This is a genomic window from Streptomyces sp. NPDC006314 (assembly GCF_040613075.1).
In the GTDB taxonomy this organism is placed as follows: domain Bacteria; phylum Actinomycetota; class Actinomycetes; order Streptomycetales; family Streptomycetaceae; genus Streptomyces.
Genome location: NZ_JBEXRL010000034.1, coordinates 1 through 22,410, shown reverse-complemented (window position 1 = coordinate 22,410; position 22,410 = coordinate 1). Strand labels below are relative to the sequence as shown.

The 22,410-nt window shown below is 70.7% G+C and carries 18 protein-coding genes; 10 read left to right on the top strand and 8 right to left on the bottom strand.

Going from position 1 to position 22,410, the window contains the following annotated elements; genetic code table 11:
- Nucleotides 1-12 precede the first annotated feature (12 nt).
- Both ABZ079_RS35260 and ABZ079_RS35255 read right to left on the bottom strand, forming a co-directional pair.
- A complete protein-coding gene (locus ABZ079_RS35260) occupies nt 13-1,062 on the bottom strand; it encodes a MupA/Atu3671 family FMN-dependent luciferase-like monooxygenase (RefSeq protein ID WP_356943534.1) in 1,050 nt (349 codons plus the stop codon).
- 48 nt (nt 1,063-1,110) lie between these two features.
- The gene (locus ABZ079_RS35255; RefSeq protein ID WP_356943533.1) at nt 1,111-7,305 is read right to left on the bottom strand and encodes an amino acid adenylation domain-containing protein; all 6,195 of its coding nucleotides are present in this window, start codon (nt 7,303-7,305) and stop codon (nt 1,111-1,113) included.
- Nucleotides 7,306-7,521: 216 nt separating this feature from the next.
- On the opposite strand from ABZ079_RS35255, the gene ABZ079_RS35250 reads away from it, so the two are divergent.
- Entirely contained in the window at nt 7,522-8,832 is a 1,311-nt protein-coding gene (locus ABZ079_RS35250; RefSeq protein ID WP_356943532.1) for an MFS transporter, read from the top strand.
- A gap of 104 nt (nt 8,833-8,936) precedes the next feature.
- Here ABZ079_RS35250 and ABZ079_RS35245 read toward each other — a convergent pair whose 3' ends face one another.
- Together ABZ079_RS35245 and ABZ079_RS35240 are read right to left on the bottom strand one after the other, a co-directional pair.
- The gene (locus tag ABZ079_RS35245; RefSeq protein ID WP_356943531.1) at nt 8,937-9,833 is read right to left on the bottom strand and encodes an LLM class flavin-dependent oxidoreductase; all 897 of its coding nucleotides are present in this window, start codon (nt 9,831-9,833) and stop codon (nt 8,937-8,939) included.
- A gap of 14 nt (nt 9,834-9,847) precedes the next feature.
- A complete protein-coding gene (locus ABZ079_RS35240) occupies nt 9,848-10,246 on the bottom strand; it encodes a RidA family protein (protein WP_356943530.1) in 399 nt (132 codons plus the stop codon).
- 321 nt (nt 10,247-10,567) lie between these two features.
- Here ABZ079_RS35240 and ABZ079_RS35235 point away from each other — a divergent pair, with 321 nt between their 5' ends.
- The 3 genes from ABZ079_RS35235 to ABZ079_RS35225 are packed head-to-tail and all read left to right on the top strand — an operon-like array spanning nt 10,568 to nt 12,907.
- Nucleotides 10,568-11,425, top strand: a complete 858-nt coding sequence (locus ABZ079_RS35235; RefSeq protein ID WP_356943529.1) for an L-tyrosine 3-hydroxylase — start codon at nt 10,568-10,570, stop codon at nt 11,423-11,425.
- Between the two features lie 28 nt (nt 11,426-11,453).
- Nucleotides 11,454-12,473 (top strand): class I SAM-dependent methyltransferase, encoded by a 1,020-nt coding sequence (locus tag ABZ079_RS35230; protein WP_356943528.1) that lies wholly within the window; start codon nt 11,454-11,456, stop codon nt 12,471-12,473.
- Nucleotides 12,474-12,490: 17 nt separating this feature from the next.
- Nucleotides 12,491-12,907: a cupin domain-containing protein gene (locus tag ABZ079_RS35225; RefSeq protein WP_356943527.1), complete on the top strand. Its 417-nt coding sequence runs from the start codon at nt 12,491-12,493 to the stop codon at nt 12,905-12,907.
- A 91-nt stretch (nt 12,908-12,998) separates the two neighbouring features.
- Here ABZ079_RS35225 and ABZ079_RS35220 read toward each other — a convergent pair whose 3' ends face one another.
- Complete coding sequence (locus ABZ079_RS35220; RefSeq protein ID WP_356943526.1) at nt 12,999-14,096, bottom strand: branched-chain amino acid aminotransferase; 1,098 nt, start codon at nt 14,094-14,096, stop codon at nt 12,999-13,001.
- A 95-nt stretch (nt 14,097-14,191) separates the two neighbouring features.
- On the opposite strand from ABZ079_RS35220, the gene ABZ079_RS35215 reads away from it, so the two are divergent.
- Genes ABZ079_RS35215 through ABZ079_RS35205 form a run of 3 tightly spaced genes read left to right on the top strand, consistent with a single transcriptional unit; the run spans nt 14,192 to nt 16,727 of the window.
- Nucleotides 14,192-14,419, top strand: coding sequence for an MbtH family protein (locus tag ABZ079_RS35215; protein WP_356943525.1), 228 nt, complete (start codon nt 14,192-14,194; stop codon nt 14,417-14,419).
- Nucleotides 14,416-16,215, top strand: a complete 1,800-nt coding sequence (locus tag ABZ079_RS35210; protein WP_356943524.1) for a gamma-glutamyltransferase family protein — start codon at nt 14,416-14,418, stop codon at nt 16,213-16,215. The genes ABZ079_RS35215 and ABZ079_RS35210 overlap by 4 nt, the downstream gene beginning before the upstream one ends.
- Before the next feature lie 23 nt (nt 16,216-16,238).
- Nucleotides 16,239-16,727, top strand: a complete 489-nt coding sequence (locus ABZ079_RS35205; RefSeq protein WP_356943523.1) for a VOC family protein — start codon at nt 16,239-16,241, stop codon at nt 16,725-16,727.
- A 76-nt stretch (nt 16,728-16,803) separates the two neighbouring features.
- Here the strand turns inward: ABZ079_RS35205 and ABZ079_RS35200 are convergent, their stop codons facing one another.
- Nucleotides 16,804-17,640 (bottom strand): LuxR C-terminal-related transcriptional regulator, encoded by an 837-nt coding sequence (locus ABZ079_RS35200; protein ID WP_356943522.1) that lies wholly within the window; start codon nt 17,638-17,640, stop codon nt 16,804-16,806.
- A 521-nt stretch (nt 17,641-18,161) separates the two neighbouring features.
- Here ABZ079_RS35200 and ABZ079_RS35195 point away from each other — a divergent pair.
- Genes ABZ079_RS35195 through ABZ079_RS35185 form a run of 3 tightly spaced genes read left to right on the top strand, consistent with a single transcriptional unit; the run spans nt 18,162 to nt 20,956 of the window.
- A complete protein-coding gene (locus ABZ079_RS35195) occupies nt 18,162-18,773 on the top strand; it encodes an LmbU family transcriptional regulator (protein WP_356943521.1) in 612 nt (203 codons plus the stop codon).
- 16 nt (nt 18,774-18,789) lie between these two features.
- A complete protein-coding gene (locus ABZ079_RS35190; RefSeq protein WP_356943520.1) occupies nt 18,790-19,860 on the top strand; it encodes a class I SAM-dependent methyltransferase in 1,071 nt (356 codons plus the stop codon).
- A 28-nt stretch (nt 19,861-19,888) separates the two neighbouring features.
- Nucleotides 19,889-20,956: a prephenate dehydrogenase gene (locus ABZ079_RS35185; protein WP_356943519.1), complete on the top strand. Its 1,068-nt coding sequence runs from the start codon at nt 19,889-19,891 to the stop codon at nt 20,954-20,956.
- An 85-nt stretch (nt 20,957-21,041) separates the two neighbouring features.
- On the opposite strand, the gene ABZ079_RS35180 is transcribed toward ABZ079_RS35185, so the two are convergent.
- Both ABZ079_RS35180 and ABZ079_RS35175 read right to left on the bottom strand, forming a co-directional pair.
- The gene (locus ABZ079_RS35180; RefSeq protein WP_356943518.1) at nt 21,042-22,187 is read right to left on the bottom strand and encodes an aromatic amino acid lyase; all 1,146 of its coding nucleotides are present in this window, start codon (nt 22,185-22,187) and stop codon (nt 21,042-21,044) included.
- Nucleotides 22,188-22,218: 31 nt separating this feature from the next.
- Nucleotides 22,219-22,410 (bottom strand): phosphopantetheine-binding protein (locus ABZ079_RS35175; RefSeq protein ID WP_356943517.1); only part of this gene is annotated, 192 nt, incomplete at its 5' end.

The following is a 22,410-nucleotide window of genomic DNA, read 5'->3' as shown; positions in this document are numbered from 1 at the left end:
GTGCTCCGCCTCTCAGTTCTCTACGGATGCTTCGCGGAGCGCGTTCAGATACCGCAGCCCGCCCAGAACGGTCTCGGTGTCGATGCCGAAATCGACCAGGCAGGCGATCTCGTCCACGCCGATGCCGCGCAGCCGCTCGACCGTGCCCGCCGCCTCCTCCACCGTCCCGAAGAGTCCTCGCTCGTCGAAGTAGGTGTCGAACGACTGGGAGACGAGGAAGTCGATGTCCTCGTCGTCCAGTACGTCGATGTCGAACTCCGGGTCGAGGGCGCCGACCGACCGGGCGATGAGACCGACCGAGCTTCTGAGGTAGTCGCGCAGTGGTCCTTCGACGATTCCGCGCACCTCGTCCCGGCCGGGCCCGAGGAAGGTGTGCAGCATCAGCACGACATGCCCCTCCCAGCCGTCGTGTCTCTCGCGCGCCGTCCGCCGGTACTCGGTGATCTTGGCGGCGAGTTCGCCGATGTCCTGGTGCAAGAGATGAGTGAGGACTCCGGCCCGCGCGGCAGCCGCCGTACGGAAGGTGTCCACCTCGCCTGCGCTGGTCACCCACAGCGGCAGGTCCCGTTGCACCGGCGGCGGGAAGATCCGCACGGTGGCCGGGGCGCCGTTGCCGTCCACCACCGCGTGGGCGTCACCTCGCCACAGGCCGCGGATCTGCTCGATGCTCTTGAGCATCGCGCGCTTGCGGTCGTCGTACGGCACCCGGCTCAGCGCGAAGTCCACCGGATGCCAGCCGGAGGCGAGGGACACCCCGGCCCGGCCGCCCGAGAGGTTGTCCACGACCGACCATTCCTCGGCGATCCGCACCGGATGGTGCAGGGGGGAGACGACGCTGCCGGCCCGGATGGCGATGGTGCTCGTGACCATGGCCAGTGCCGCTCCCACCACCGCCGGGTTCGGGTAGAGCCCGCCGAAGGAGTGGAAGTGGCGTTCGGGTGTCCACACCGCGCGAAAGCCGTGCCGGTCCGCGAAGCGGGCGCCCTCCAGCAGCAGCTCGTACCGTCCGGCGTCCCGGTCCCGTGTGCTGTCGTCGGCGAAGTAGAAGAGGCTGAAGTCCATCGAGAACCCTTGTCGGTCGTGATCTGTCGGTGCGGTGGGCCGGTTCCGTCAGCCGCGGCGGCGCATCCGGCGCAGGGGCGGTCTCGCCTTGCCGGCCTCCGCGAGCCTGGACGCGAGGCCGGCCACCGTGGGCGCGTCGAAGACCGTGCCGACCTGGATCTCGACCCCCAGTTCGGCGCGGATGCGGCTCACCAGCCGGGTCACGAGCAGCGAATGGCCGCCGAGCTCGAAGAAGCTGTCGTCGATGCCCACCACGTGGGCCGCCGGTCCTGCCGTGCCGAGCCCGAGAACGTCCGCGTACATCCGGCACAGCGCCGTCTCCTGCGGGGTGCGCGGCCGACGGCCGGCACCGGTCCGGACGCCGCCTCCGGGGGCGGGCAGCGCGGCGCGGTCGAGCTTGCCGTGGGGAGTCAGCGGGAACTCGTCGAGGACGACGATCGCCGACGGCACCATGTACGCCGGAAGGTGCGCGGTCGCCCGCCGGGTGACCGACGCGATGAGCTCGGCGTCGTCGGAGGCTGCGAAGGGGACGTTGACATGGCGCTCGGAATCCGTCGGCGGCTCGGCCCCCGCCTCCGGCGGACCGTCCTGCTCCCCGGGGAGGAACTCGGCGTCGAGGTGTTCCGGCCCGGCCTTCGCGGACCAGCGCAGCACCACTCGGTACCCCAGGTGCTCGCCGAGCCGGGCCAGCTCCTCCGGATCCGGACCGCAGCCCAGTGACCTGCCCGAGAGCCGCAGATCCACGGCCAGCCGCGCATTGGGCACACCGCTGATCCGGAGCGGTGTGCCGTGCCCCACACCATTTCGGACGAAGTCGGCCACGGCGTCGAGGGTCCGGACGTCCTTTCCCCACGTCACTTCCACCACGTCCACCCCGGCACCGGTGCGGGGCCGCGCAGGGCCGGTCCGCAGGACGACGTCGTAGCGGTAGCGGGTCAGCTCGTTGTGGTGGGTTCCCCGCTTCACCCGCACGTCACACGTCGCGAAAGGCGGTTGGGAGCCCTTGCCCGCCATCGTCAGCGACCGGAAGAACTCCGGATCCACCAGCAGCTCCGGCTCCCTGGACATGCTGTGCGCCACGGCCCGGCGGTGCTCCGCGCCACCCGGTACAACTCCCGCCCCACGGGCCGTGACCGCCGAGTGGAAGCACTCCATCAGCCCCAGGTGCCGTACGTCGCCGACGAACACCGAGCCACCGGGCGCCAGCGCGCCGGCCGCCTGCCGCAGCACCCGAGCGAGATAGCGGCCGCTGGGGAAGTACTGGGCGACGGAGTTGAGGACGACCAGGTCGAAGTAGCCCTTTGGAAGGCCCTCGTCGTCGTCGGCCGGCTGACTGCGCAGGACGACCCGGCCGGCGAGTTCCGGCTGCTCGTCCACATGCCGTCGCAGCCGCTCGATCACCCGGGGGGAGAGGTCGAGCCCCCAGTAGGCGTCGGTCTCGGGCGCCAGCCGGGCGAGCAGCAGGCCGCTGCCCACACCCAGTTCGAGCACGCGCCGGGGCCGCAGGGCGCGGATGCTGCGCACGGTCTCGTCACGCCACTCCCGCAGATGCTCCAGCGGCAGCGCACCGCCGTCGTATCCGCTGCGCCAGCCGGTGAAGTCCTCACCGAAGGGGACCGGCGCGCCGCCGGCGGGCACCGCGTCATGAACGCGCTGCCAGTCGGCCACGCGGTCCGCGTCGCTCGCGCGGGCGGCAGCGGACAGGGCGGACGGCTCCCGGCGGACGTAGGCGACCAGCCTCCGGTCGCCGTCCCCGTCCTCGTACACGGTCACCGCGGCACCGGAGATCTCGGGGTGTCCGGCGAGCAGTTCCTCGATCTCGCCCGGTTCGATCCGGTGACCACGCACCTTGACCTGGTGGTCCGCGCGCCCGACGAACTCCAGTTCGTCGCGGTCGTTCCGGCGGACCAGGTCGCCGGTGCCGTACATCCGCGCCCCGGCCGGGCCGAACGGGTCCGCGACGAAGCGCTGTGCCGTCAGGCCGGGCCGGCCGAGGTAGCCGCGGGCCAGCCCCGTCCCGGCGACGTACAGCTCGCCCACCACGCCGGCCGGAACCGGACGCAGACCGGCGTCGAGGACGTACAGCCGCGTCCCCCGGATCGGTCCGCCGATCGGCGGCGTGCCGGTTCCCTGTGCCAGCGGCCGGCTCATGGTGGCGCAGACGGTGGTCTCCGTCGGTCCGTACGCGTTGATCAGGGTCCGGCCGGGAGACCAGCGCCGTCGTTGTTCCGCGTCGAGGGCCTCGCCCGCGGCGACCAGGACGCGGACGCCCGGGAGAGCGTCCGGAGGCAGGGCGCGCAGCACCGACGGGGGCAGGGTGAGATGAGTGACGTGCTGTTCGCCGACGAGGCGTTGCAGGTCCGGGCCGGGCAGCAGCCTGCGGGCGGGTGCCAGGACGAGCGCGGCCCCCGCGGACAGCGCCATGGCCAGTTCCCAGAAGAAGGCGTCGAAGCTGGGGGAGGCGAACTGCAGGACCCTGCTGTCGGCGTCCACCGCGAGGGTGCCGCGCTGATGGGCGGTGAGGTTGGCGAGACCGGAGCGGGTGACGACGACCCCCTTGGGCCGGCCGGTGGATCCGGAGGTATGGATCACATACGCGGGGAGGGCCCCGCACGCCCGCCATGTACCGGCCGTCGGATTCGCCGCCGGGGCGAGCCGCAGCGCGGCGAGGGTCTCCGGCGCGTCCATGTCGATCCGGGGCACGGTGGTCCCTGCGGGGAGGGCCGTTCCACCTCTTGAGAGCAGCAGCGCCGGGACCGCGTCGTCCAAGATGTGGGCGATGCGCTGTGCCGGGTAACCCGGGTCCACCGGCAGATGGGCGGCCCCGGTCTTCAGCACCGCCAGGACCGCGACGATCAGCTCCACCGACCTGTCCAGCGCCGAGGCGACCACTGCCTCCGGTCCGGCGCCCCGGTCGGCCAGCACATGGGCCAGCCGGTTCGCACGGGCATTGAGCTCCGCGTACGAGACCCGCTCCGCTCCGAACACCACGGCCGTGGCGTCCGGAGCGGTCTCGGCGCGCTCCTCGAAGAGCTCCAGCAGCGGCCGCGCCGGGGCGCCCGGGGCCTCCGCCGCGACGAGCACACTGCCCCGCTCCTCGCTGACGGCCAGGTCGTGCCGTCCGATGGGCAGGTCCGGATCGGCGACCGCGCTGCGCAGCACATGGAGCAGCCGTGCCAGGAGGGTCTCGGCCGTACCGGCGTCGAAGAGGTCGGCTGAGTACTCGAGCCTGCCTTGCAGACCCGCGGGGGCGCCGTCGTCGTGCCGCTCGCCGACGGACAGGGCGAGATCGAACTTGGCGGCGGCCGGTGCGACGTCCTCGGTGCGCATGACGGTGGGCCCGAACTCCCAGTGGGCGTCAGCGTTGTTCTGGAACGCCAGCAGCACCTGGAAGAGGGGCTGACGGCCGGTCACCCGCACCGGGTTGAGTGCCTCCACGACGTGGTCGAACGGGAGGTCCTGGTGGTCGAAGGCGGCCAGGTCGGTGGCATACACCCGGGCCAGCAGATCGCGGAAGGACGGGTCGCCGGACGTGTCGGTCCGCAGCACCAGCGTGTTGACGAAGAAGCCGACGAGGTCGTCCAGCGCGGGGTCGTCCCGGCCCGCCACCACCGTGCCGATGGGGATGTCCTCCCCGGCGCCCAGTCGGGTCAGCACAGCCGCGAGCCCGGCCTGGACGACCATGAAGAGGGTGCAGTCGTGTTCCCGCGCCAGTGTCACGAGCGCGCGGTGCAGCTCCGCGTCCCAGTCGAGGGTCACGGACCCGCTGCGGTGGGTCGCCTTGGCGGGGCGAGGCCGGTCGGTGGGCAGCGGCAGGGCTTCCGGGAGCCCCTTGAGGGTGTGGGTCCAGTACGCCAGCTGCCGAGCGCCGAGACTGTCCGGATCGTCGGGTCGGCCGAGCAGCCTGCGCTGCCAGAGGGCGTGGTCCGCGTACTGCACGGGCAGCGCCGGCCAATCGGGACCGGAGCCCGCGAGACGGGCGCGGTAGGCCGTCGCCAGGTCGGCGGCGAGCGGGCGCAGGGACCAGCCGTCGCTGGCGATGTGATGCATGACAAGGAGCAGCACGTGGGTGTCCGGGGCGAGTGCGAACAGCACGGCCCGGAATGGCGGTTCGGTGGCGAGACCGAACGGTGCGGCGACGGCGTCGTGCAGGGCACCGGGCAACTCCGCCTCGGTCGTCCGGTGCACGGGCAGTTCGAGTCGGACCGCATCGGGACCGAGGATCTTCTGGTACGGCTCCCCGCCGTCGTCGGGGAAGAGCGTGCGCAGGGGCTCGTGCCGGGCCACGACGTCCCGCAGCGCGGCCCGCAGCGCCGTGGTGTCCACCGGGCCGGTGAGCCGGAACGCGACCTGTTCGTTGTAGGTCGGGTTCGGGCCCTCCAACCGGTCCAGGAACCACAGCCGGCGCTGGGCCCCGGACAGCGGCGGTCGTTCCGGCCGGGGCAGCGGTCGCACGGCGATCCGTTCCGTCCGGGAACGGGTGCCCGGACGGAGGCGGCCGGCCAGCAGCGCGGGGGTCGGCGCGTCGAACACGTCACGGACCATCAGCTCGGCGCCTGTCGCGGCCCGGACCCGGCCGACCAGCCGCATGGCGAGCAGCGAGTGCCCGCCGGCATCGAAGAAGTTCTCGCCGGCGTCGACGCGGTCGCGGCCGAGCAGCTCGGCGAACAGCCCGCACAGCAGTCGCTCGGCCGCCGGCCGCGGCCCCTGCGGGGCGGGCCGCTCCAGGGCGTCGGGGCCGTCGGGGGCCGGAAGGGCGGCCCGGTCGATCTTTCCACTGTGGGTGAGGGGAAAGGCGTCGAGCAGGACGACCGCCGAGGGGACCAGGGCGGCGGGCAGCCAGCCGGCACAGTGCCGCACCAACTCCAGCGCGCGGGGGGCCGGAGCGACGGTCGTGACATGGGCGACGAGCCGCCGCTCCCCGGACCGGTCCTCGCGGGCGGTGACCACGGCCCGGCGGACGGCCGGGTGCCGGCTCAGGACCCGCTCGATCTCGCCTGGCTCGATCCGATGGCCACGCAGTTTGATCTGGTCGTCCGCCCGGCCCAGGTAGGCGAGGTGCCCGTCGGGAAGCCGGCGGACCCGGTCACCGGTGCGGTACATCCGGCTGCCGGCGGGGCCTGAAGGGTCGGCGACGAACCGCTCGGCGGTCCGGCCGGGGCGGCCCGTGTACCCCAGGGCGACGCCGTTGCCCGCGAGATACAGCTCCCCTGGCTCGCCGTCGGCCACCGGCCGCAGCGCGTCATCCAGGACGTGGGCGCGCACGCCGGGCAGGGGTGAGCCGATGTGGGGGACGGGGCCGATGACGGGCGCGGCGGTGGAGTCGACCGTGCACTCCGCCGGCCCGTACAGGTTGACCGTGGTGACCCGGCCCTGCTCGGCGAGCTCCGTCAGGTCCGCCCAGATGGCCCGGGACACCGCTTCCCCGCCGAGGAATAGCCGTAGCGGAGCGGCGTCCCGGTCCTCCCGCACCACGTACGGGCGCAGGACCTCCCAGTGGGACGGGGTGGCGTCGAGGTCGGTGGCGTTCTGTTCCCTGAGGAAACCGGCGAGCAACCGTGGATCCGCGCGCAGTTCGTCGGTGGGCAGCAGCAGGGTGTCACCGCGGCAGATCCGGGCCCACTGCTGGAGGGACGCGTCGAAGCCGAGCCCCGCGTTCCACACCACGCGAGCGGGCGCCGGTGGATAGACGCCGCTGCGTTCCAGGGCGTGGACCAGGTGGGCGGCGTTGCGCCGGGTGACCGTCACTCCCTTGGGGCGGCCGGTGCTGCCCGAGGTGTGGACGATGTACGCGGGCGCCCCGTCCGGCACCTCGGGCTGCGGGTCGGACGTGGTGGTCCCGGCGTACCGGTCGAGGTCGCAGGTGAGGTCGAGGCGGAGCATGCCTGCGGGCCAGTCGACGCCGGCCCGGCCCGCGGTGAGCACCATGCACGCCCCGGACTCCTCGGCCAGAAGCCGCAGCCGGCGTGCCGGGTGGGCCGGGTCGAGCGGCACGTATGCCGAGCCGGTCCGCCACACGGCGAGCATGGCCACGACCAGGTCGGCTCCGCGGGGGAGGCACAACGCGACGGCCGAACCGGGCCGTGCCCCCGCGGCATTCAGTGCCCGGGCCGTCCGCTCCACCCGGGTGTGCAGTTCGCCGTACGTCACCGACTCCGACGGCGTCACGACGGCGGCCCGCTCGGGGTGCCGGGCGGCTCCCCGCACGAAGCGCGTGAGGAGGTCGATCGCTCCGGTGACCACGCTGAACTCCTTCCACGGGACGGGGGGTGGCCGTGCTCCGCGCCGATCACGCTGAGTCACCCATCGGGCGGGCCATGGCCGGCCGGCGCGGCGCTGGAAAGCCGAATTCCGGGGGATGGTTTTTCGTCATCGACCGGCCCCGGTATTGACTGGATTCATTCTCGAACGGATGGGCCATCCAAAAGGCCTTTATTCTGATCCGCAGTCAGAAATCCGTTGTGTTATCGAGTTCCGGAGGCCGCGCTGGAATCCGCCACGCCCACTGTCGCACAGTCCGCTAAGCGCAAGGGGCTCTCTCCGCAGGGGAACTTCAGGCTGCTGCTGATCGGGGAGACCACCAGCAAGCTGGGCACCAGCGTGACATCCGTCCTGCTGCCGCTCGTCGCCGTCACCACGCTCCGTGCCTCGCCGTTCATGATGGGGCTGCTCACCGCGGCGCCGTGGCTGCCGTGGCTGATCATCGGCCTGCCCGCCGGAGCATGGGTCGACCGTCTGGCTCCGCGCCGGGTGATGCTCGTGTGCAACGCGGTGTCCGCGGTGGCGTTCGCCAGCGTGCCGGCCGCCTGGTGGCTGGGGGCCCTGACCATCTGGCAGGTCCTCGGGGTGGCCCTGCTGTCCGGTGCGGCCTCAGTCTTCTTCTCCACCGCCTACTCGGCGTACCTGCCCTCCCTGGTGGCCACGGCGGATCTCATGGACCGCAACGCGAAACTGCAGGCCGGGGAGCAGGCCGCCAGGGTCGCCGGCCCCGGTCTCGGCGGGCTGACCGCGCAGCTCCTGGGCAGCGTCCCGGGCCTGTTGCTCGACGCGGCGTCCTTCGTGGTGTCGTCGCTCTGTCTGACGGCCATCCGTTCCGGCGGAGCGCGCCCCGTCAGAGGGCCCCGGCGGCGGCTGAGCCGCGAGATATCGGACGGTCTGCGCTTTGTCGTCGGTGATCCGTGCGTCCGGGCGGTCACCGTGTTCGGTGCGGCGGTCAACCTCGCGATGGCAGGCCTTCAGGCCGTCCAGGTCGTCTTCCTCGTACGGACCGTCGAGGTCGGCTCCGGAACGCTCGGCTGGCTCGTCTCCTGCGGCGGCCTGGGCGGTGTGCTCGGGGGCCTGCTGGCCGGCCGGATCGCCCGGCGTCTGGGCACGGCACGCGCGCTGCTCACCATTCAGCTCGCCGCCTCGCCCTTCGGCCTGCTCACCGCGCTCGCCGGTCCCGGTCCGAGGCTGGCGTACTTCGTGCTCGGATCGGTCGTGATGCTCGCCGGCGTCGTGGCCTGCAACGTCATCATCGTCAGCTTCAGGCAGGCGCACTGTCCGCCCGAGCTGCTCGGACGCGTCACCGCGACCACCCTGTTCCTGAACTACAGCACCATCCCGGTCGGTGCTCTGCTGGGGGGCGCCCTCGCCTCGCTCCTCGGCCCCCGCCCGGCCATGGGCATGGCGACCGCGGCTCTGGTGGCCGCCGGTGGTTTCCTGCTCGTGACTCCGCTGCGCCGCCTACGCGACCTGCCGGGCCCGCCCGCCTCCGGCCGACCCGGCTGACCTGAGGCGTCGGCGGCACCACGAGCGCCCACGGGCGCTCCGGGGCACCACGTGGCGAGGGCTCCGGGGATGCCCCGGAGCCCTCGCCACGGCGTGGGTGGCCCTCACAGGCCGCGGACGTCCGCCAGAACCTCGTCCGCGATGCGGTGCAGGATGTCGGGGTCGGCGGCGTAGACGCCCTGTTCCCGCGGAGCGTGCAGGACCAGATGGGTGATCCCCGCCTTCGCGTACTGCTCCGCCTGGGCCAGGAAGGCGGTGGGCGAGGAGAGGAAGTCCCCCGCGGGCGGTGTGACCACGAAGATGCGGTCCATCTCCGCGAACTGCCGGCCGTGCCGGGAGCACGCCTCGCGCAGCGCGGTGACCTGGGCGGTGACCGCGTCGAGGCACTCCTCCGGAGTGAAGCCCTTCGCCCAGTTCCTGGGGCCGGTCGTCACCCACGCCTGGCCGTGCCGGGCGGCGAGGTCGAGCCCACGCGGACCGCCGGCGGCGATGGCCAGCGGGAGCCGGGGTCGCTGGACGCAGCCGGGGATCATCCGGGCCTCGTACGCCGAGAAGTGCTCGCCCGTGAAGGTCGTCACGTCGGAGCGGAGCAACCGGTCCGTCAGTTCCACGAACTCGGCGAAGCGAGAGGCGCGTTCACTCGCCGTCAGGTCCTGCCGGGTCAGTACGTGGGAGTCGCCCGCCCCGACCGAGCCCGCCCCGATGCCCAGGACGAACCGGCCGCCGGAGATGTCGTCCAGGGCGACGGCATCCTTGGCCGCCGTCACCGGGTGCCGGAAATTGGGGGAGGTCACCATCGTGCCCAGGGTCATCCGGTGGGTGACGACCGCGGCCGCGGCGAGCACCGGGAAGGTGGAGAACCAGGCGCCGTCCTGCAGACTCCGCCAGGACAGATGGTCGTACGTCCAAGCGGAGTCGTAGCCCAGCTCGTCGACGGTCTGCCACAGTCGCGCGGACTGTGCCCAGCGTTTCTCCGGAAGGATCATCACACCCGTGCGCATGGCCGGCCCCGCCCTCAGTTGACGGCGTCGGTGACGACGGCGTCGGCCTCGACCTCCACCAGCAGCGAGGGGTGGGCAAGGGCCGACACCTCCACGATGGTGCTGGCCGGCCGGATGTCGCCGAAGAATTCGAGGTGGACGGCGCCGATGGCCTCCAGGGCACTGATGTCCGTGACGTAGAAGCGGGTGCGCACCACGTCCTTCAGTCCTGCGCCGGTGTCCTCGAGCGCCCCCTGGATCCGGCGCAGGCACTCGGCCGACTGGGCGACGATGTCCGGCCCGCCCACCGGTCCGTCGGGTGCGGCCGCGGTGCAGCCCGCGACGGTCACCCAGGGGCCCGTCCGGACGGCGCGAGAATAGCCGAATACTTTCTCGAAATGAGTTCCGGCGGCAATAAGCGTGCGCTGGTACAAGGTATTCCTCCTCTTCAGGGAAAACAGCGGAAGGGTAGCCGACCGCGGGCGCCCGTTCCGGGCGCTGTCCCGCCGGCGAGACAAGCAGGCCGACGGCGCACATTCGGACTATCGGCCGGTAGGTTGAGATGCGACCCAGGTCACGCTTTTGTACTCGCCAATACCGGAGTCCTTCTACCACACCAGAAAGCACTCATGAAATTCTCTGATGCAAGAGATCTCTCGACCGCGTCGCCGAGGTCGGGCAATTGGGAATATGGTGGCCATCTCTATGGCCTGGAGCCGCTCGCTCTCCCCGTCAAGTGGTCACAGTGGACCACCATGGAGAGCTCACTGGAGGACGACACCGCGGACACCTCGTCAGAGGGCCCCTCCGTGTGGGAGTGCGACGCCGAGACCGCGGCGGAGCTGCGGCCTGCCGACGACGGGGAGATGGAGCGACTGTTCTGGTTCCGCTGGATCACCGGTCATCAGACGACCTTCGTCGTGTGGCAGCTGCTGGCCGAGACCCTGCACCAGGCCCGGCTCGTGGACACCGGCCCGGCTGCCGACGAACTCGCCCGCAAGGCGCGCCGCCTGGTCCGCGCCTACTCCCTGATGCTGCTGTACGCCAGCTCCCCTCCGCCGGAGATGTACGAACGGGTCATCAGGGACCCCATGGCACGCCAGCATCCCAACCTCAGCGGCGCCTGGGCCCGCGACTACGCAGACGTCCGGCCGCTCATCCGGGGCAGGATCAGCATCGGCGGTGATCTGGAGGCGGCCGAACTCGCGCTGGAATGCCAGCTGAACGAGCAGATCCACGAAGGCATAGCGGCACGGGTGGTGCCCTCCGGTGTGTCCCTGCTGCTGTCCCCGAAAGCCCGCCATCAGACGCGGCAGCTGAACCGGGAGACGCTGCTGTGGCTCTACGACGGCATCTTCCTGACCAGCAGAGCGCCCGTGTCGCGCGACACGGTGGTACGCCAGTTCATCCGCCGGATCCACGCCATCCTCCTAGACATCCGTGCCAACGGGCTCTATCCGCTCGGCGACCCGGACGCCGCACCCGAGCCCCCCGAGCTGATGACCGACGGCGTCCTGGCGCTGAAGGACTCCTTCGCCGAAGCACTGCGCGATCTCGTCGACCTCTCGCGCGTGCCGGCGGCGGACACCGGCCAGCCCGTCTCCGCCTCCTGAACCGACACTCGACGAAACAGGTGTACCCATGACCACAGTCCAAGAAGTAGAGCAGTCGGCAGCCGAGGCGCAGTACTGCGCCGACACGTTCAACGGGGCCATCGCCTCGGCCGCGCTGAGCGCGGCGTGGGAGATCGGCCTGCTCGACGAGCTGGCCGTGAAGCGCCAGGTCGACATAGCGGAATTCGCCCGGGACCGGGACGCCCACCCGGAGACCGTACGCGCCCTGCTCGTGGCTCTCTCGGCCCGGCGCATCGTGTCGCTCGACCCGCTCAGGACGATGGCGTTCACCGACCTCGGCTTCGAGCCGGCCTTCAGCACCAAGGGCTTCTTCTACTGGCTCACCCGCGGCTGCGGCGAGCTGCTGACGACCCTGCCCACCAAGGTCAGGAACGAGGACAGGCAGGGCCACTACGCACGCCGTGACGCCCGTGCCATCAGCGTCGCCTGCCGCAACATCGCCCGCACCTTCTTCGATCCGCCGTTCCGGGATCTGGTCCGGGAACTCGACATCGACACGGTCGCCGACCTCGGCTGCGGCAGCGGTGACCGGATCGTGATGATGGCCGAGATGCGACCGGAGATCAACGCCATCGGCATCGACCTGGCGGAGGGGGCCATCGCCGTCTCCAAGGAAGCGGTCGCCGAGGCCGGGCTCGCCCACCGCATCACACTGGTGCACGACGACGTGCTGAGCCTGACGCCACGCCCCGAATACCAGGACGTGGACCTGGTCACCTGCTTCTTGATGGGGCATGACTTCTGGCCTCGGGAGAACGCCGTGCGCACCCTGCGTTCCCTCCGGGAGACCTTCCCCAACATCAAGAACCTCGTCCTGGGCGACACCTGCCGGTCCACGGACGTGGACGGCCCCGAACACCCCATGTTCACGCTTGGCTTCGAGACGGTGCACTCGGTCATGGGCCAGTACCTGCCCACCCTCGACGAGTGGACCTCGACGATCGAAGAGGGCGGCTGGCGCATCGCCGACCGCCGCATGATCGACCTGCCCGCCTTCAGCTTCATCTACCGCCTCACGCCGGCGTGACCACCGGGAGGACGCCCATGACCACCGAAGCCACTTCGCAGACCGGCCGGCAGCGGCCGCTCGTCGAACAGAACCTGCCCGTCTTCCAGACGATTCCCGGCCACTACGATCAGACCCCCTTCTTCCTCACCCAGGACATGCTCGGCGGGCAGCCGATCGAGATCGCGGGCGGCGAGATCAGCGACAAGGTCGGCAAACCCGTCGCCGCCCCGCACACACACGAGGTCCCGGAGATCTACGTCCTGATGTCGCCGGAGGCCGGCGGTGCGGTCATCGAGGTCATGGCCGACGGCGAGACGCACGAGCTCGTCTCGCCGGCCGTCATGCTGATTCCCGCGGGAACGGTGCACTGCTTCGTCACAAAGAAGGCCGAACCGGGCAGTTACTGCCTGGGGGTACTGCTCACCGGCGGCACGTCCGTTACCGCCGGCTGATGACGCTCAGGACGAAGAGGCCCTCGGCGCCGACCGCGCCGAGGGCCTCTTCGTCCCGCCGGAGCGGCCGGCCGCTCCGGGACCGACGCGGTCAGGCGACCCGGATCGTCCAGCCGAACGGGTCGGCACGACGGCCGTACTGGATGTCCGTGAGCGCGGTGCGCAGCCGCTCGGTCACCGGGCCCGGCCCACCGTCTCCGATGGGCAGGTCACCGATGGCGCCGCGGACTGCGCCGATCGGCGCCACCACGGCCGCGGTGCCGCAGGAGAACACCTCCCGCAGTCGGCCCGAAGCGATGTCGGCCCGCCATTCCCGGACGGAATAGGGCCGTTGCTCGACCGTCAGGCCCTCGGCCCGAGCCAGCGCGATGACCGAGTCGCGCGTGATGCCGGGCAGAATGGAATCGCTGAGGGGCGGCGTGAGCAGGGATCCGTCGTCGAACACGAAGAAGACGTTCATCCCGCCCAGTTCCTCCACGTCACGCCGTTGCGCGGCATCGAGATAGACGACCTGGTCGCAGCCGGCCTCCATCGCCCGCGCCTGTGGCAGCATCGACGCGGCGTAGTTGCCACCGCACTTGGCCGCGCCGGTGCCGCCCGGTGCCGCCCGGGTGTGATCGTCCGAGACCCAGACGGTGAGCGCCGTGCCCGTCCCCGCGAATGCCGAGGCCACCGGGCAGGCGATCACACCGAAGAGGTACTCCCGGGCTGGGCGCATTCCGAGGAACTCCTCGGTGGCTATCTGGAAGGGACGCAGATACAGGCTGGTCCCCGGAGCGTCCGGCAGCCAGTCCAGATCCGTCGCGACCAGGTTCCGCACAGCGCCCAGAAACACGTTCTCGGGGACGGCCGGCATGGCCAGCCGGTGCGCCGACTGCCGCAGGCGCCGTGCGTTGTCCGCGGGCCGGAAGAGCTGGGCGTGGCCGTCCGGCGTGCGATACGCCTTGAGGCCCTCGAAAATCTCCTGGCCGTAGTGGAGCACGGCGGTCGCCGGTGACAGGGGGAGCGGGCCGAACGGCTCGATCCGGGCGTCGTGCCAGCCCTTTCCCTCGGCATAACGGACGGTTGCCATGTGCTCGGTGAAAACCGTCCCGAATGTCGGGTTCCGCAGTCGTTCCCTCCGCTTCTCCGACGCCAGTGGCTTCTTCGTCAGATGGCGTTCGAAAGTGAATTCATCCGCGCTTTCCATGAGGTGCACCTCTGCAGATCGGCGAGAATTGGATGGCCACACGATAACGTCGTGTCCCGCTGGCGAGACGATGAGAAGGATGGTGGGCGGCAGCCATGGGAAACCCTTTTGACGACGAGAACGGCACCTTTCTCGTACTGATCAACGATGAGATGCAGTACTCCCTCTGGCCTTCGTTCGCGGACGTTCCACAGGGCTGGCGCATCGCCCTCCCGGAGGACAGTCGGCAGAACTGCCTCACGTACATAGAGGAGAACTGGACGGACATGCGTCCCAAGAGCCTTGTCGACCAGATGGAAGCCCAGGGCGGTGTGTCGCGGTGAACGCAGGACGCCCGGAACTCAGCGGCACCTTCGGTGCCGTCTCTTCCACGCACTGGTTGCCCACCGCGGCCGCCATGTCGATTCTGGAGCGCGGCGGGAACGCCTTTGACGCCGCCGCGGCGGCGGGCTTCGTCCTCCAGGTCGTGGAGCCGCACTTCAACGGACTCGGCGGCGACGTGCCGGTGCTGTCGTACACGGCGGCCACGGACTCCGTCCAGGTCGTGTGCGGCCAGGGACCGATGCCCGCCACGGCCACGCTCGAACACTTCCGGTCACTGGGGCTGAGCCACATACCCGGCTCCGGGCTGCTGCCCGCCGTGGTCCCCGGCGCTTTCGGTGCCTGGATGCGCACACTGGCCGAGTACGGCACGCTGCCGCTCGCCGACATCCTGGAGCACGCCATCGGGTACGCCGAGAACGGCGTTCCGCTGCTGCCCGGCGCGGCGGACGCCATCGAGGTGCTCGCCCCGCTCTTCGCCGAGGAGTGGACCGAATCGGGGCGGGTCTACCTGCCCGGCGGACGCCCGCCGAAGGCCGGCGCGCTGTTCCGCAACCCGGCGCTCGCGGACACCTACAAGCGCCTGCTGAAGGAGGCGTCCGCCGCCGGCGGCGGTCGCGAGGCCCAGCTCGAAGCCGCCGAAAGGGCCTTCTACCAGGGCTTCGTCGCCGAGGCCATCGACTCGTTCGTCACCAGCACCGAGGTCCTCGACTCCACCGGGCGCCGCCACCGCGGGCTGCTCACCGGACAGGACATGGCCGACTGGCGCGCCACGGTCGAGGCGTCGGTGAGTCTTCCGTACGGCCCCTACACCGTGCACAAGCCCGGTCCATGGTCCCAGAGCCCCGTCTTCCTCCAGCAGCTGGCGCTGCTCGACGGCTTCGACCTCGGCGCCATGGGACTGGACAGTGCCGACTACATCCACACCGTGATCGAGTGCTCCAAGCTTGCCTTCGCGGACCGCGAAGCGTGGTACGGCGATCCCGATCACAGCGACATCCCGCTCAACACCCTGCTGAGCCCCGCGTACACGGCGGAGCGCCGGGCGCTGGTGGAGGCCGGGGCCGCCGCCGGGTTGCTGCGGCCCGGCTCCCCGGGCGGACGCACACCCGTCGTGCCCGATCAGACCATGGAGACCTTGCCGCCCGGCGGTGAGTGGCGCGACCAGATCAAGAACGGCCTGCCCACCGTGGTCAAGGCCACCGCCGCCCGCAACGACACCTGCACCATCGCCGTGGCCGACCGCTTCGGCAACATGGTGGTCGCGGTCCCCAGCGGTGGCTGGCTCAAGAGCTCCCCGGTGGTGCCCGGTCTCGGCTTCTCGCTCGGCACCCGCGGCCAGACGATGACCCTGACCGAGGGCCACCCCAACTCCGTCGGTCCCCGCCGCCGGCCCCGCACCACCCTGAGCCCCACGCTGGCGCTGCGCGACGGCAAGCCGGCGCTCGCCTTCGGCACGCCCGGCGGCGACCGCCAGGACCAGTGGACCCTCGGCTTCTTCCTGGCCGTCGCCGACTTCGGCGCCGACCTGCAGACCGCGGTGGAGACGCTGGCCTTCCACACCGACCACTTCTCCGCCTCGTTCACCCCGCACGAGTCCCGGCCCAAGGTGCTCACCGTGGAGAGCACCTGTGATCCCGAGGTGGTGGAGGAACTGCGCGCTCGTGGACACGAGGTCGAACTCGCACCCGCGTTCTCGCTGGGCAAGGTCTGCGCCGTCGCGATGGACCAGGAGCAGGGCCTGCTGCGAGCCGCCGCGAGCCCGCGCGGTCGCCAGACGTACGCCGCATGCCGATGAACCCACGACCGAAGGATGTCGCCGTGCTCGACACCGCGCCCCAGCCCGACCCGGCACAGCTGACGCTCCACCACTTGGCCGTCCAGACCGCCGATCTCGATGCCAGCATCTCCTGGTACCGGGACTTCCTGGGCGCCGACGTCACCTGGACCCTCGACACGTTCTCCGACCTGAGCATGGAACGGCTTCCCGGACTCTCCGGCCTGGCGGAGGTCGTGGTGGGCGGGCTGCGGTTCCACCTGTTCACGCGCGGCCCCGAGCACGCCGCCGGACCGCCGGCGGACACGAACCAGTTCCAGCACGCCTGCATCGAGGTGCGCAGCCCGGAGCAGCTGCGGCTGTGGCGTGAGAGGTGGATCGAGGTGTACGAGACCGGGGGTTACACCTTCGTCCGGGACGTTCCGCCCACCGAGATCGTCGTCGACAGCGACGGGGTCGAGAGCTTCTACGCCTTCGACGTCAACGGCATCGAGTTCGAGTTCACTTACCTTCCGGGTGAGCGGACGACGTGATTCCCGGGTGCCGCCCGGTTGTCTGGCTCTGCCGTCCGGACTCCGGGCGGCCGGCTCAGGGATCCGGCCGGCGCCTTCAAAGGGTGCCGCCGGCGGCCTCGGGGCCGGGCCCGTCGGGGAGGAACCCGGAGGTGGCCAACAGATAGCCGAGCTGCGCACGGCTCCCGCTGCCGAGGTGTTCCGACACCTTGCGTACGTGCTCCGCGACACTGCGGCGGCTCATCCCCAGCCGTCGCGCGATGGATTCGTCGGTCTCCCCTGACACGACGGCCTGCAGGATCGTGCGCTGGATGTCCGACACGATGACGCGCGGTCGCAGCGCCGAGTCGGGGTCCTCGACCGGGATGCTGCGCTTCCAGTCACGGTCGAAGGAGCGAGCGAGGAAGCGGACCATGGCCGGATGCCGTACTTCGAGCGCCGCGGTGCCGCGGTCGTCGGACACCGGTATGAAAGCGACCTTGCGATCGCAGATGATCAGTCGCTCGAACACCTCGGCCAGCGTCCGCACCTCCGCGCCGGCTTCGGTGATCTGGCTGATGTAGGCCAGTGTCGGCCGGTGGTGGCGGACCGTGTGCTGGTACACGGTCCGCTGCCGCGTCCCTCGGGCGAGCAGGCGCATGTCGCGCTCGAGCGCCTGGGCGAGATCGTCCGCTCTCCGGCCGCCGCCGGGCTGAGCGGTCAGCAGCTCCTCCTGACAGGTGTCCACTGCGGCCACCAGCGCACCGTTGATGGCGGCTTCGCCGCGATGCAGCGTGAACGGTTGCTGCTCGCCCCTGCGGGTATCCGTGTACACCTCCTCGAACAACGAGAAGGCCGCCATGAGGGATCTCTCCTTCCTTCGCATGGCGGTCAGTTCCTCCTGAAGGGGCTGGAGCACGGCGAAGGCCGCCGCGTGCGGGGGTACCGGTTCCACGGTTTCCGCATCGTCGGAGCGAGGACGCACCAGGCCGAGCGTCACCAGACAGGCAGGCACCGACGCGGCCGCCGTCTCTCCCTTCTGCAGCGCCGATCGGTAGTGGCGCAGCGCAGCCGGACACATGCCCGAGCCAGCAGAGGTGTCGCATATGTCTGGTTTCGAGCACACTTGATCGTCGTTCACAAAGGTGCACGTTACCTTCGTGCACCAGTTCCTCTCTCGTCGGTCTGCGCGGGTGGCGGCCAGAATGGAGTCACGCCGGAAAACAAACCGCGAAGGGGGAAAGACTCGTGGTGAAAAACCTCGGGAAGGTAATTGTGGCGATGCTGGGTGCCCTTCTGGTGGCTCAGTTGTCCGTAACGCCGTCGCATGCCGAGGCGTCGACCACCGCCATCAGGCAGCCCTCGGAACTCGTTCTCTCTGACTCCGGCTGGGGGCCGTGACTTTCGTGCCGGTGAACCCGACCGAGAACACTGCGATCCAAGGGAATTGATCTGATGGCCACCCATCTTCTGAAAATGCGCTCCAGTGAAACGCATCGCCCGAGCGGCGGCCGCGTTCCTGCGGGAGTCACTTCCGGGCTGTTCCCCGGTGACCCGTCCATCTCCATGGAGCGGAACCGGCTGCGTCTTCCGGACAATCTTCCGCTGGACGAGTGGTGCCGCATCGGAGACCGTATTCTCTCGATCTCCGACTCCTCCGCCTGGTGGATCGGTGACTGGCTCGTCTTCGGCCAGCAGCAGTACCGCGATCGGTACCAGCGGGCCATGCGGGAGACGATGCTCGACTACCAGACCCTGCGCAACTACGCATGGATCGCCAGGAAGTTCCCGCACACCCGCCGCCGCGAGAAGCTGACGTTCCAGCACCATATGGAAGTCGCCGGCCTGCCCGAGGACCAGCAGGACCACTGGCTGGACTTCGCCGAGCGCTTCAAATGGTCGCGCAACGAGTTGCGCAGACAGATCAAGGCGAGCACGGCACCCGACGAGATAACGCCCAGGACCGGCGAGATAGAGCTGAGTCTCAGGCTGGCGGAGAACCGGGTCCGGCGTTGGGAGAGGGCCGCGCAGCAGAGCAACAAGAGTCTGACCGACTGGATCTCGGCGGTGCTCGACAGCGCCGCCTGACGACGGAGACGTTCTCATGGAAATACGAAGTGCCTATTCGCAGTCCGCGCGGACCGAGGTGGCAGAGCTGCGCGACGCGGATCTGATCAACACATGGCAGCAGTTCCAGACGTCCACCATGCCGGACCTCATCAGCGCCATGCATCTGTGCCATGCCATTCACGCGCTGTCCGACACCGGCCTGCTCCAGCGGCTGCGCGACGGCCGCAACAGCGCCGGGACGGGTCTCCTGGAGGGCATGAACCAGCGCATCGCCGCCAACGTGCTGCGCTACCTGGTGATCCGGGGGCTGCTGGAGGAGTGGCAGGGCACCTACACCCTCACCTACAAGGGTGAGCTGCTCACCTCGGAGATATCGCTCGCCCGGCTCGGCTTCTACGTGGAGGCCTATGGTCCGGTCACCCAGCGGATGAGCGACCTGATCACCGGCAAGGCGGTGTACGGCACGGACGTCCAGCGCAGCAACGGCCCCCTCAGCCGTCACTGCGGCACCGTGTTCGCGAAGTACTACACGCCGATCGTCCGGGAGGCGATGGCCGGCCGGGGGGCGAAGCGCATCCTGGATCTCGGCTGCGGCGCGGGCCAGCTGCTGATCGACGTCTGCCTCAGCGATCCCGAAGTCACCGGTGTCGGCTTGGACATCGCACCCGCCGCCGTCGAGGTCGCCCGGGAGCAGGCACGTCGGCATGGCCTGGAGGACCGGCTCGAGTTCGTGGTCGGCGACGCCTTCGACCCCGCGAGCTGGCCGGAGGTGTGCAACGGGGTCGAAGTCATCAGCGGCATCGGCGTCCTGCACGAGCACTTCCGCGACGGTGACCAGGCCGTCGTGGACATCCTCGACGCCTATGCCAAGGTCCTCACCGGCGAGAAGATGCTGCTGATCGGTGAGCCGGAGCCGTACTACGACGACCGGGAGAACGACTCCGACTTCTTCCTGATGCACGTGCTGACCGACCAGGGCTTTCCCGTCGACAGGTCGGACTGGGCCGATGTCATCGAGCGGTCCAGGCTCACCTGCCGACGCGTACTGACCCGAGCCACCGCGGGTCCCCGGATGTGCTTCTACGACCTCGCCCCGCGAGGCTAGCCATGACGCGGTACGACAGGCGGCGCCCATGCGATCCGCGCTCATAGTGGGAACCGGCGCGATCGGCACGTCGATCGCGCTGGCCCTGCGGGCAGGCGGCGTCGTCACCCATCTGCGGGACACCGACGCCGATGCGGCGCGAACCGCCGAGAAGGTCGGCGCGGGCACCACCGCCGCGCCGGCCGGCCCCGTGGACGTCGCCGTCCTCGCTGTGCCGCCGGCCGCGGTGGCCACCGCACTGGTGGCCCTTCAGCGGGAGGGCGCTGCCGGGTGCTACACGGATGTCGCCGGCGTGAAGGCGCTGCCGGAACGTGAGATCGAGGCCCTCGGCTGCGACCCGACGTCCGTCGTGGGCGGGCACCCCCTCGTGGGCAACCCACGCCCGGGACCACTCGCCGCCAATCCCGACCTCTTCGATGGACACCCCTGGGCGCTGGTGCCCACCGAGCGCACCGCCAACCGGTCGCTGAACATCGCGCTGGAGCTCGTGTCGCTGTGCGGCGCCACCCCGGTTCTGCTGGACGCGGAGCGCCACGACCGGGCCATGGCACTCGTCTCCCACGTCCCTCACCTGATCTCCGCCCTGCTGGCCGGCCGGTTGCGTGACACCGAGGCCTCCGCCCTGCGGCTGGCCGGACAGGAACTCCGGGACGTCACCCGGGGCGCTGCCGCCTGCCCTGAGGTGTGGGCGGACCTGCTGTCCGCCAACGCCGCCACGGTGGCGGACGTGCTGGAGACGTTGGCCGAGGACGCCCTCGGCGCCGCGGCCGTTCTCCGCGCCCGTGGCGCGCAGGGCGCGGATCCGCTGCTGGACCTTCTGCGCAAGGGGGCTCAGGGCCAGACCACCGTGCCCGGGAAGTACGGCGTGCCGGCCGCCTCTCTCGCCACCGTGGAGGTCGTGGTGAGCGATGACGCCAAGGAGTACGCCCAGCTCTTCGGAGACGTGGCGGACGCCGGCGTGTCCCTCCACGACGTCGCCGTCGAGCGCTCCGCCCACCGGGGCACGGCGCGGGTGTCTCTCACCGTCTCCGTCGCCAACGAACCGGTGCTGGTGTCGAGACTGAGACTGCTGAACCGGCCCGTTCGGAGCAGGTGACCGCATGGCGCGCACGGGACCGAGAATGTCGGTCCCGTGCGCGCCATGCCCTGTCCTGCCATGGTGACCCGGAGGCGGGCCGGCGTCACGCCGGTGGCGTCCACGCCCCACCGAGTGCCGGCGGGTCACCGCCGCACCCCGTTCCTGGCTGTCCGGCGAGTGCCGTGCACAGTGCCGTGGTGGTCCACCGTGCGTGGTCAAGGGCCTCCAGGGCATGCGTGATCGAGCTGGAGCCGTGCGCACCCTCCTGTCGCAGCGAGCGGATGGCGGCCAGCCGGGCGCCTGCCGCGGCGATCACGTCGTCATCGCCGCCCGGCCCGCGGTCCGGCCGCCGCCCCTGCGAGGAGCGACCGCCGTGATCCCTCGCCCGCAGGGCCGGCCGCAACTGCTGCATGGCGAAGAACGCGAGCATCCCTGCCCCGCGTACCTGGAACTCCGACGCCCGCACGATCGCCCGAGCCCGATGTTCGGTCCGGCACTCCGCCTCGTGAACCAGAAGATCGCCCTGCCGGATCACCTCGTCGAGCAGCGCGGACAGCTCCCGCTGCGCGGGCCACAGCGCGTACGGGACCTGGAGCCGGGCCTCGGCGGACATGACCGGCGGATCCGATGGCGGGTCACGCACCACCAGGGGACGCAGCCGCGCGCAGCACTCCGTCACCGTCTCGGTCAGGGATCGAAGGCGAAGATGGTGGTGGAGGGCGCAGGCGAGTTCCGCTTCGTCGCCACGGACGAACTCCCGGACGAACACAGGGTCGCGGGGCACAGGATCGACCCGAAGCCCGCGCAGCACCTGGTCGGCAGGTGCCTGCTGCCAGCCGCTCGGCAGCCGCCGCCAGGCCAGGCCGTGGCCGGCACAGCTCCGTGCGGCGTGGCCGAGGGGCGTCGTGCCCTGGCCTCCGGGCCAGGGCACGACCGGTGTGTAGCTGAGGTTCCACTGCCTGGCGAAGGCGCGCCATACGACCGCGGAGGGTCCCCGGATCTCGCCGGCCAGGGCCCGCAGCCGTGACCACACCATGGTCCTGACGACCTCGGGCGGCAGGACGCCTGTGACGGTGGCCGGACCGGGAAGAGCGACCGGCTCACGTGCCGGCCCCCCGTCGCGGGTGGCGTGCCACGACCCGAGCCAGGGGGCGGGGACGATCCTTCTGCCCCAGGCGGACTGCTCCAGGAAGGCGGCCACCGCGCAGGGCGTGTGCGAACCCGGCGCCCGCGGGGAACGGTCAGGCACCACGGTCGTTCCTCTGGATTTCCATGGCGGATCAGGCCGGCCCATCGGTGCCCAGGTAGCGGGCCGCAAGCATGCGCCGCACGTCCTCGACCGGCAGCCCCGTGACATCCGCGGTCACCGAGACCTCCACCCATTGGGCGAGTTGGTGGATGGTGGGGTTTTCGAAGAGGGTGCGGACGGGGCATTGGATTTTGAAGGCTTTGGTGATTCTGGTGGTGATTTG

Excerpts from the sequence above, each read along its gene's own strand:
- ABZ079_RS35215 (WP_356943525.1), top strand. The coding sequence starts at position 14,192 with ATGGGAAACCCTTTTGACGACGAGAACGGCACCTTTCTCGTACTGATC.
- ABZ079_RS35185 (WP_356943519.1), top strand. The coding sequence starts at position 19,889 with ATGCGATCCGCGCTCATAGTGGGAACCGGCGCGATCGGCACGTCGATC.
- ABZ079_RS35235 (WP_356943529.1), top strand. The coding sequence starts at position 10,568 with ATGGAGAGCTCACTGGAGGACGACACCGCGGACACCTCGTCAGAGGGC.
- ABZ079_RS35190 (WP_356943520.1), top strand. The coding sequence starts at position 18,790 with ATGGAAATACGAAGTGCCTATTCGCAGTCCGCGCGGACCGAGGTGGCA.
- ABZ079_RS35260 (WP_356943534.1), bottom strand. The coding sequence starts at position 1,062 with ATGGACTTCAGCCTCTTCTACTTCGCCGACGACAGCACACGGGACCGG.
- ABZ079_RS35225 (WP_356943527.1), top strand. The coding sequence starts at position 12,491 with ATGACCACCGAAGCCACTTCGCAGACCGGCCGGCAGCGGCCGCTCGTC.
- ABZ079_RS35245 (WP_356943531.1), bottom strand. The coding sequence starts at position 9,833 with ATGCGCACGGGTGTGATGATCCTTCCGGAGAAACGCTGGGCACAGTCC.
- ABZ079_RS35230 (WP_356943528.1), top strand. The coding sequence starts at position 11,454 with ATGACCACAGTCCAAGAAGTAGAGCAGTCGGCAGCCGAGGCGCAGTAC.
- ABZ079_RS35195 (WP_356943521.1), top strand. The coding sequence starts at position 18,162 with ATGCGCTCCAGTGAAACGCATCGCCCGAGCGGCGGCCGCGTTCCTGCG.
- ABZ079_RS35220 (WP_356943526.1), bottom strand. The coding sequence starts at position 14,096 with ATGGAAAGCGCGGATGAATTCACTTTCGAACGCCATCTGACGAAGAAG.